At 64.5% G+C, this 10,287-nt stretch carries 5 protein-coding genes and 1 pseudogene; all 6 read left to right on the top strand.

What is annotated here, in order from left to right; genetic code table 11:
- Nucleotides 1-481, top strand: a pseudogene (locus ACQKDV_RS15850) (hypothetical protein); the annotation flags it as partial.
- A gap of 418 nt (nt 482-899) precedes the next feature.
- Entirely contained in the window at nt 900-1,406 is a 507-nt protein-coding gene (locus ACQKDV_RS15845; RefSeq protein WP_427784983.1) for a CS1 type fimbrial major subunit, read from the top strand.
- A 51-nt stretch (nt 1,407-1,457) separates the two neighbouring features.
- The gene (locus ACQKDV_RS15840) at nt 1,458-4,181 is read left to right on the top strand and encodes a TcfC E-set like domain-containing protein (RefSeq protein ID WP_427784982.1); all 2,724 of its coding nucleotides are present in this window, start codon (nt 1,458-1,460) and stop codon (nt 4,179-4,181) included.
- Nucleotides 4,178-5,311, top strand: a complete 1,134-nt coding sequence (locus tag ACQKDV_RS15835) for a CfaE/CblD family pilus tip adhesin (protein WP_427784981.1) — start codon at nt 4,178-4,180, stop codon at nt 5,309-5,311. Before ACQKDV_RS15840 ends, ACQKDV_RS15835 begins: the two co-directional genes overlap by 4 nt.
- Before the next feature lie 17 nt (nt 5,312-5,328).
- Nucleotides 5,329-6,027 (top strand): pilus assembly protein, encoded by a 699-nt coding sequence (locus tag ACQKDV_RS15830; protein ID WP_427784979.1) that lies wholly within the window; start codon nt 5,329-5,331, stop codon nt 6,025-6,027.
- 67 nt (nt 6,028-6,094) lie between these two features.
- On the top strand, nt 6,095-10,287 hold a 4,193-nt coding region (locus ACQKDV_RS15825; RefSeq protein ID WP_427784977.1), incomplete at its 3' end, for an ESPR-type extended signal peptide-containing protein.

The following is a 10,287-nucleotide window of genomic DNA, read 5'->3' as shown; positions in this document are numbered from 1 at the left end:
CTCGATGTTCCGCACTGCCACTGCGCCTGGCCCGGATGCTGCCGCCGCACCGCCCGCACCGCCCGTACCGGGTGTCGCCCCGGGCAACGGACCGCTGGGCACGACCACGCCGCCGCCGCCGCGCCCGATGCCGGGCAATGGTCCAATGGGTGACCGTCGCGACGTGCGCGCAGAGGTAAACCGGATCATCGTCAACAGCCTGCAGGGCAACGGGCTGGACCAGGCTGATACCCAGTATCTGGCCAGCCTGGTCGCCCGCGAGACCGGCATGAGCCAGGCCGAGGCGCAGGCGCGCGTGACCGATGTGCAGACCCGCATGCGTGCGTCGCTGGAAAACGCCAAGACCACTGCCAGACAGGCGGCCGACGATGCCCGCAAGGCGGCCGCGCATGCCGCATTGTGGCTGTTCATTACCCTGCTGATCGGCGCGTTCTTTGCCAGTCTCAGCGCCACCTGGGGCGGCCGTCGCCGCGACCTCTGAACAAGGAGACCTGACATGAAAATGATTCTGCTCTGGCTGCTGGGCGTACCGATTCCGCTGTTGATTCTGTACGCGATCTTCTTCTGACGGATTTCCGTTGTCGGGTTCCGTCCATCAGGCCGCCGAAAGGCGGCCTGATGCGTTTCTGGCTGTGGCGCGTTCGCAAAGCGCATCCACGCATGGCGTGGATCTACTTACAGGTGATCTCTGCAATGAAAGAAGTTGAATTTCGGACTACGACGAGTTGCATTCATCCGGATTCTTGATCCAGTTCAAAAATTCATATCGAGCATTCGAAAAATAGGAATCGTTGAATGGTCTCGGGCGGGTAGGGTTTCTACCATTTTCCCTGTCGCCACTTCCCTATGACGGCGACGCTTCCATCGGAAGCCCCACCTCCATGTCCGAGAGAGACGCCATGAACACGATCCTGAAGAAGGCCGCGCTGGCTGCAGCGCTGGCCACCGTATCCCTGTCCGCGAACGCCTTCGATGCCGACATCAAGGTCTGGGCAACCGTTGACCCGACCCTGGCCCTGCTCAAGGCCGATGGCACTGCACTGGATTCGCTGGTGACCCTGGCCCACAACCCGGTCACCGGCCTGGTGCCCTGGACCCAGCAGGTACGCATCTATTCCAACGATGAAGACAAGGACATCGAAGTGCGCGTGGGCAGCACCCCGCAGCTGCTCAACACCGACGGCAGCGGCGCGCCGGTGCCGCTCACCGTCAGCCTCAACGGCAAGGCGCTGACCGTGGCCGCCCAGGACTTTGCCGCCTCCGATCTGTTTGATGGTGCACTTGATGGTGCCTCGATTCCGATGCCGCTGCGCATCGCGCAGACCAACCAGGCGCCGATTCCCAAGGGCGGTACCTACGAAGGCATCGTTACCATCGCCATGCAGCAGAAGACCACCAGCCCGTAAGGCGCCCGCGCCGGCCCGCTTGCCGGGCCGGCCGCTTCCGGTAACACCCCCATGAAATCTCCCGCACCCGCCGTCACCCGGCTGGCGGTCGCGCTCGCCCTGTCCTTGGCCACGCCGCTGGTCGCGGCGCGCGGCGTTCCCGCCGGTTTCGAGGATCTGGTCGAAGGCCACACCGAACAACTCGAGGTGCGCCTGTTCGGTCGCTCGACCGGTCTGGTGCCGGTACGCGTGACCCTGGAACACGTGCAGCTGGAAGCCCCGGCCGAGGCGCTGCAGGCATTGCAGCTGCCCGCCGAGGCACAGGCCGCGTTGTTGCCCGCGCTGTCGCAGCCGCTGCCGCGCAACAGCCATCTGGCCTGCCGTTACGGCGGTGCCAGTGCCGGTTGCGGCTACATCGATCCCCCCGAGGAACCCACCGCCGTGCGCGCGCTGTATGACGAAGGCGAGGGCGCTGTGCGCCTGTTCGTCGCCCGCCAATGGATTCCCGGCGAACCGGCCGCCGAGCGCTACCACCAGGTCAGCGCCACTGCCGAAAACGCCTTCCTGCACCAGCACACGTTCAATGTCAGCGGCGGCCAGGGCTACCAGTCGCTGGCCGCGCAGGGCATGGGCGCGCTGGGCGTGTTCCAGCGCGGGCACCTGGCCGCCGACTGGACCTTCAGCCAGCAGCACTACCGCGGCGGCCGCGCCAACCGTGATTTCCAGCTGGACAACGCCTACTACCGCCATGACCTGGGGCAGCAGCACTACCTGCAGGCCGGGCGCATGGACCGCCGCAACCTGAGCAGCCCGCAGGGCGGCACCTTCAGCTTCAGCATGCTGCCGATGGATCGCTTCCAGGGCCTGCGCGTGGGCACTACCCAGGCCTACGTGGATTCCGCCGCCGCCGTGCAGGCCACGCCGCTCACCGTGCTGCTGGCGCGCGACGCGCGGGTGGATGCGTTCGACGGTGAGCGCCTGCTGCAGACCTTCTACCTGCAGGCCGGCATCAACCAGCTCGATACGCGCCGGTTTCCGCTGGGCAACTACACCGTCACCCTGCGCATCCATGAAGACGGCGTGCTGGTGCGCAGCGAGGACGCGCCGTTCGACAAGGGCGGTCACTGGACCGACAGCAGCGTGCAGTGGTTCATGCAGGGCGGCCGCCGTAACGAGCGCCGCAGCGACCGTTTCGACGACGAGCTGGCAGCGATGGCCGGGCTGCGCGTGCCGGTATCGCGCAACGTGGCAGTGACGGCCGGTGTCGCCGACCTCGGCGGCTTCAGCTATGGCGAACTGCGACTGGACCTGCGCCACGTGTTCGCCACCCAGGAAGTACGCGCCACCTTCAGTGGCATGCACGGCAGCGATGGCAGCCGGGGCCAGCAGCATCAGCTTTCGTATCGTCGCCGCGCCTCGTGGAATGTGTACCACCAGCGCATGCGTGGCCGCGCCTGCCAGTTCGAGGACGATGCGCGCGACCGGCTCGGTTGTGCTGATTCGCTCAGCGCCTCGATGGCGCTGCCGGTGGCCGGCGGCAACGCCTACGTGGCCTATACCCGACGCCAGACCTGGCGCGCAGGCACCGTGCAGCCGGGGCTGGGGGATGATCCGCTGGCCGGCCTCGACCCGTTGCTGCCGCCGTGGATTCCACAGCCCACGCGCGTGCCGCAGCTCAGCCGTACCTGGCAGGCCAGCTACAGCCGCAGCCAGCGCTGGGGCGAGTTCAGTGTCTCCAGCCGCATCGGCGTGTGGCAGCAGACCAGTGGCGGCAGCCCGCGCGATGGCCGTGACCGTGGCATCTATCTCAACGTCAGCCTCAACCGCGTGCAGCGCGGCGACGACGGCAGTTCGCAGCGGCGCTATGGCGTGGATGTCCGCCAGCCGCAGCATGCGCGGCCCACCGTCAACTACAGCGCCGGGCAGACCCTGCGCCAGGAGCACGAAGACCAGTTCCGTGAGGTTTCAGGTGAAGTGCGCGGCGACAACAATCAGCGTTACGGGGCTACCGTAAGCGCCCAGCTGCAGAACCGCTTCGGGCAGACCGGCGCCACCGTCTCCCATTACCAGCGACAGAGCGGCAACGAGGTGGCGTACAGCGCTACCCACAGCTCCGGCCTGGCCATCGGTTCGCAGGGCTTCTATTGGGGGGCTGGTGTGGGGGCCGATGCCGGGCTGGCCGTGCAGGTGGATGGCACTGACGACCTGGACCTGACTGGCGTGGCCGCCGAACTGCAGGTGGGCGGACTGCGCCGGCAGCGGCTGAAGCTGGGCGAACGCCGCCTGCTGCCGGTGTCCGCCTACCAATCGCATCGCGCCGAAGTGCAGGACGCCAGCGCACTGGACAGCATTGCGGCCGTGCGGGTGAGCGGTGTGGGCGGCGCGCGCCCGCTGTTCCTCTCGCCTGGGCGGTTGGTGCGCATGCCGGTGCCGATTGAAGTGACCTACACGTTCATCGGCAACGCCCAGGACATCGCCGGTGCACCGCTGCGCGGTGCCCGCATTCTCAACGCGCCGGTGCCCGGTACCGGCAGCAACGGAGGCTTCGTGGCCGACTTCCCACGACGTGAAAAGACCCTGTACCTGCTGCAGGACGACCGGCTGCTGCACTGCCCGCTGCAGGTGCGCGAGCGCCGCAGCGTGGTGATGCTGGTGGGTGCCGTGCAGTGCGAACCGCTGGCCGTGGCGCAGCTGCCGGCTGACATCCGCCATCAGGCGCGAGTGACGCGGCTGTTGCAGGAGCAGGCGTTGATTGCCGCCACGCCGCAGACCGCGGCCGCAGGAGGTGCGCAGTGAGCCGCCGGGTGTGGTGGGTGATGGTGGTGGTGTGTGCGCTGGTGGTGTTGGCGCCGCGGGCGATGGCGCAGCGGCCACCTGATCAAGATCCGATTGATATCAGTCAGGACATCAGCATGGCCTGGGACCGCTCATCGATACCGGGCGACATCGAACTGCTGCCGCGGCGGACGCTCCTAGCCTACGAGAGGGCACTGACTCTGTCATATGGGCAGCTATACATGACTTGCTCCTCAAACTCTAACTCGTCTTCAGGAAGATGCCCGGAGTCAGATACGGGGGAACTGCCCTCAGGGAAGAGTAGTGCGATTCCGCTTCGCTTCACTGAGCAGCGGAGTGGAATGGAGATTGATGTAGAAGCGCGTGGCGACCTGTTTCGCATTGCAGCAACTCCCGCATGTGAGTCGGACTACTGGGCCACGACACCCAGGCCGCTGTGGTCTTCAAGTGCTCCAGAGTGCAACTTCCTGATGCCTGCAGGAACTGGCGCCGAAATTCGCATACCGCCATCCGAATTGGAGAAGTTGGTTGCGGGTCGATGGACGGCACGTCTGGTACTTGCGTTAAGGAAACCTCCGCATCAGCAGCTCGCGACCTACTCGTTCAAGTTCGACTTCACCATCACCGACTACAACGCAGTCTCTATTTACTTCCCGCTCTTCGACCAGGCCACCCCGCACGTTGGCCTGAACCTGCAGTACGACCCGATCAGGCAGACGGTCGGCGGACGCGCGCAGCTGGATATGTGCCTCTATGACGGGCTGGGCTCGCAGAGCCAGTACCTGGGCGTCACCGTGCGCGACAGCGGGCCACGTCCTCCGGGGTCCTCCGGCTACTCGGTCTGGCACGCCGATGGTGGCAGCGATGACACGCAGCGTCTGGATTACACCATCGCCCTCGATCACAACGGCAGCTTGCTGCCCATGCGCAACGGCGTGGAGCAGCTGCTGCATGGCATCGACACCGCAAAGCTGCGGCTGGTGCTGCTGCCCGGCATGACCCAGCCGGTGTTCTGCGTGCCCACGCCCCTGACGCTGGACACCCCGCGCGTGCCGGTCAGCAGCAAGCGCCCCGGCTACTACAGCGGTGATCTCAACGTGGAACTGCGTGTTCCCACTGTCACGCCCTGATCCCCATGGAGACTCCGATGAAACCTCTCATCCGCTGCCTGCTTCCTCTGTCGCTGCTGCTGGCGATGCCAGCCCACGCCAACCTTACCGTACACCCCATGCGAACGTCGGTGGATTCGAAGAAGGCCGCGCAGATACGCATCTATTCGCAGTCCACGCAACCGCAGTATGTGCAGGCATCCATCAAGCGCATTGTCGACCCGGCAGGCCCAGACGAGCGAGAAGTTGATGTGGAATCCAGCGAGGCAGCCATTGCCGTTACGCCTGGCAAGTTTGCCTTGGCCGGCGGTGGCAATCGCCTGATCCGGGTGATCCCGCTGCAGCCCGTAGAGAAGGAAACGGCATACCGCGTGTACTTCGAAGGGGTGCGTGGCCCGGATACCGTCGAACTGGCGGGCGAGGGCGAGCGTGCGCAGGCCAACGTGGGCGTCAGCCTGGTGTGGGGGGCACTGGTGAATGTGTTGCCGGCGCAGCCCGAAATGGCAGTGCGTGTGGAAGGCAACCGGCTGCGCAATACGGGAACGGTGCGCGTCGGTATCACCAGCATTGCCGACTGCGTGGGTGCGCGCTGCACGGCGCACGATCTGTCCCGAAGCCTGTACCCGGGCAACAGCGTGGAACTGCCTTTCCCGGTGCAGGCGGGCCATACGCTGCAGTTGCGCTATCGGCTCACCCGCGATGGCTATCGCGAGCACGTGCAGACGCTCGCGCTCTGAATCCTTCCTGCCACTGGGATTACTGGACCGCGGTGGCTTTCTTCGCCTTCCCTGTCAAGGACATACCATGAACAAGATCTACCGCCGCCTCTGGTCCGTTACCCGCAACTGCTGGGTTGTTGCCAGTGATCTGGCGACCGCGCGCGGTAAAAAATCACCCTCGAAACTCAGTGTGCTCGGCGCGGTTCTGATGGTGTCGATGCCAGTGCTGGCCTGCGCGGCAACGCTGGAAGGTGCGGTGCAGGAAGAGGGAACGGTGGACAATGAAGCCGAGCAGTGGAAGCGGCAGTGGCTTGGGAACGCAATGGCGTCTGTATTCGGGGTTCATTCCATTGAGCCATCGGAGCGAGCGCAGCTCGTGATCAGGCAGGCGGCATGGGTTACGGATTCGGGCTATAGGGATTCCACCCTGTCCGGTGATCATCTGCTGATTCTTGGTTCGACCTCTTTTCTGAGCGGAAACCGCTCTGTGGCGTACGGCAATCGCATCCTTGCGGTGGGCGACAACAACGTGGCGCTGGGGCATGGCGTCGACATCAATGGCGGATACGGGACGGCGGTAGGTGCCATGGCGGTGTCCCGTGGTGTGGGTGCCACCGCACTTGGCAACAACGCCAAGGCCTACACGGAAAATTCCATTGCGATCGGCAGTGGATCCAATACAAACAATGGCGCGGGCAACGCCAGGATCGCCATCGGCGGCAACGCGTACGCCGGTAGAGGTGGCTGGACCGGCGCGATTGCCCTGGGCGGAGAGGCGCGCGCTGACTATGATGGCGTGGCCATTGGTCATGCGGCAAAGACGACTGCCAGTGGCACTGTCGCGCTGGGGCGAGGGTCGGAGGCCACAGAAGTCAACAGTGTTTCGGTGGGCAACAGCAGCACAAGGCGCCGCATCGTCAACGTAAATGACGCACGATTGAATGCCAGCAGTACCGATGCCGTCACGGGCAAGCAGCTGTATGCCACCAATCAGAATGTCAGCGCCGCCACAGCCAAGCTTACGGCCAAAGCACTTGCGCTGGGCGAGGGGGCAACGGCCGAGTCGGCGGCATATGGCATCAGTACCGCACTGGGGTATAACGCCAAAGCGTACAACGGGCAGAGCGTGGCACTGGGCTACGATGCCCGCGCGGGCGTGGATGCGAGCGGCAACAAGGGCACCAGTCTGAATGCCGGCGTATCGCTGGGCGCGCGCAGCCGGAGCGGCAATGGCGCAGTGGCAGCGGGGCTGCAGGCCAGCGCATTGGGAGATCGAGCGGTAGCTGTCGGCAACGAGGCGGCGGCGAATGTCACGCACGCCACCGCGATGGGCTACCAGAGCGCCGCAGCGGGCAGCCAGTCCACTGCCATTGGCCGCGGGGCCCAGTCCAGCGCGTCCTACGCAACCTCTCTTGGCAACCTTGCCAAGGCCACCGCCAGCAGCGCGCTCGCGCTGGGGGATCGTTCGGTGGCCCAGCACAGCGGGTCCGTCGCCCTGGGCAATGGCGCGCAGACAACGGCCGCCAACCAGGTTTCCGTGGGTAGCAACAGCCTCAAGCGGAAGATCGTCAATGTTGCCGATGCGGCATTGAGCTCCACCAGCGCCGAGGCCGTTACCGGCAAGCAGCTGAATGCCACCAACGTCGCTGTGACCAGTGCCCGGAGCGTGGCTGATGCGGCAAAGACCGCGGCTACGGCGGCGCAGTCCACAGCCACCACCGCGCTGACCCGCGCGACGGAGGTCAGCGGACTGGTGCGCCAGGAGACGGCCAGTGGCGACGTGCGCCTGGGCGGCGAGAACACCGGCACGGTCCTGGATGTCCGCAACAAGTCCAACGCGGTGCGCAGCATTTCCGGTGTAAAGGAAGGATCGCTGGATGCGTCCAGCACCGACGTTGTTACCGGCAAGCAGTTGCATGCCACCAACACGCGCATGGCGGTACTCGACGGCCTGATTGGTCAGGCGTCGGCAGGCGGCAACCTGCGTCTGGGTGCGCAGAACACCGGCACAATCGTGGATGTTGCCAACAAAGCCGGGGCCAAGCGCCGTATCTACAACATCGCCAACGGCACGCTGAGTGCGGGCAGCACGGATGCAGTGACCGGGCAGCAGCTGTTTGCAACCAACGCCTCGGTGGAGAAGCAGCGACTGGCTTTGGCTGGTCATGCGCAGCAGTTGACGGATCACGACGGACGTATCGCTGACAACCGGATCGAGCTGGATACTCTGCGTACGGAGTTCGACAACTACGATCCGGATCTGGAGGGTGTGGTGAAGTTCAGTGCTGATCGTCGCCAGGTGGATATGGAGGGCGCCCGCGTATCTGGTGTGGCAGCGGGTGATATCAGTTCTGCGACCAGCACGGATGCAGTGAATGGCGGGCAGTTGTTTGCTACGAACCAGAAGATCTCGGCCCTGGAAGGGGTCGGAAGGTTCATTGCTGTAGGTGCTGGTGGCGATCAGGAGCAGGCGTCGGCGGGAAGATTCTCTGTAGCCATCGGAGATTCTGCATCGGCGTCCATCTCTGGTGAAGGAGGAGTCGCGGTTGGCGGCTATGCCGTTGCGGGTGGTACCAATTCTGTCGCAATAGGGCGAGCTGCGTCGGTTCGTGACGGTGCAACCGCGGGCTTCGCACTGGGAGTCAGGTCATTGGTCGAGGCTGAAGGGGGGCTTGCAGTTGGTGCAGAAAGCCGCGTGCAGTCTGGCGCGCTTGACAGCGTGGCTATTGGTAGCCGCTCCTTGGCGTCGGAAGAGTTTACCGTTTCATTCGGTCATGACGATCTTCAGCGTCGGCTTGTCAATGTCGGTAGAGGCATCCGCGATTCCGACGCCGTGACCATAAGCCAGCTTGCCGAATCCGTATCAGGCTTGGGTGGTGGAGCAGGTCTGGATGGGAATGGATACTTCATCTCCCCGACCTATAGCGTACAGGGCAGTACACAGAACAATGTCGGAGACGCTTTGGCTGCACTCGATGGGGCGGTGGTCCGGTCAGACAGTCGCGTGGATGGCCTCGAAGGTCAGCTGCGTGCGACGTTCCAGCAATCATCCTCGACCGGGGTGGATGGAGTTGGTCAGCTGAATCTGGCCGGTGCGCAAGGCATGGTTCTTTCGAATCTGGCCGATGGACGCATTGCTGCAGGCAGCCGTGATGCAGTGACTGGCAATCAGCTGCATGCCACGGAGCAGAAGATCGAGCGCAACAGACGCGACCTTGATGCAATGCAGCGCGATTGGATCTCGGATCAGAAGAATCTTCTGACTGAGATTAGCGATGGAAACCTCATCGATTTCGGCGGCGCACGCCTGACCGGTGTCGCCGATGCGCGCCTCTCCGCGGATAGTTCGGATGTGGTGCGTGGGAGCCAGCTTTACAGCACGAACCTACGACTGAGCTCCATTGAAGAAATGGGCAACAACTTCGCATTTGGCTGGATCCCTGAGGATTGGCAGTATCCAGCTCAAGCAGGCCCAGCTGGGTTGGCGATTGGCAAGAACGCAAAGGCATCATTGCATTCAGAAGGCGGCGTGGCTGTAGGTGCATGGGCAACGGCCCAAGGAAAAAATTCGGTGGCATTGGGGCGCGCGTCCTACGTCCATGAGCAAGCAGAAGATGGCTTCGCTGTGGGTGGCAGGACCCAAGTGGCTGCTAGAGGGGGCATCGCTCTCGGTGCAGGGAGTGAGGTCCGTTCTAATGCCAGCAATTCGGTTGCCATCGGCTATCAATCTATCGCCGATGATGCAGACACTGTGTCCTTCGGCAATGACTGGCTGAAGCGCCGTCTCACGGGCGTAGCCAACGGCCGCAACGCCAACGACGCAGCCACCATCGGCCAGCTCCGCGGCGCCCTGTCCGCCCTCGGCGGCAACATCGACGCCAACGGCAACGTCACCACCCCCGGATTCAACATCCAGGGCCAGCACCAGAGCACTGTCAACGACGCACTTACCACGCTGGACTCCGCCGTAATCACCACCGGCACCCGCATGGACCGCGTCGAAACCCAACTCCGCTCGGTCCTCCAGGACACCCCCTCCACCCGCAGCGACGGCACCGCCCAGCTCACTCTGGCCGGCGCCAACGGCATGGTCATCTCCAACGTGGCCAACGGGCTGATCGCGGCCGGCAGTCGCGAGGCGGTCAACGGTGGCCAGTTGCACGCCGTGCAGCAGCAGCTCAATGGTCGCATGGATGGCCTGGAGCAGCGCGTCGATGGCCAGCCGCAGTCGCGTGCGTTGGCTACGGCTACGGCTACGGCTTCGGCCGCGCCCGCGCC

The organism is Stenotrophomonas sp. NPDC077659, assembly GCF_050268705.1.
Classification (GTDB): domain Bacteria; phylum Pseudomonadota; class Gammaproteobacteria; order Xanthomonadales; family Xanthomonadaceae; genus Stenotrophomonas.
This window is presented reverse-complemented; position numbering and strand designations above follow the sequence as displayed.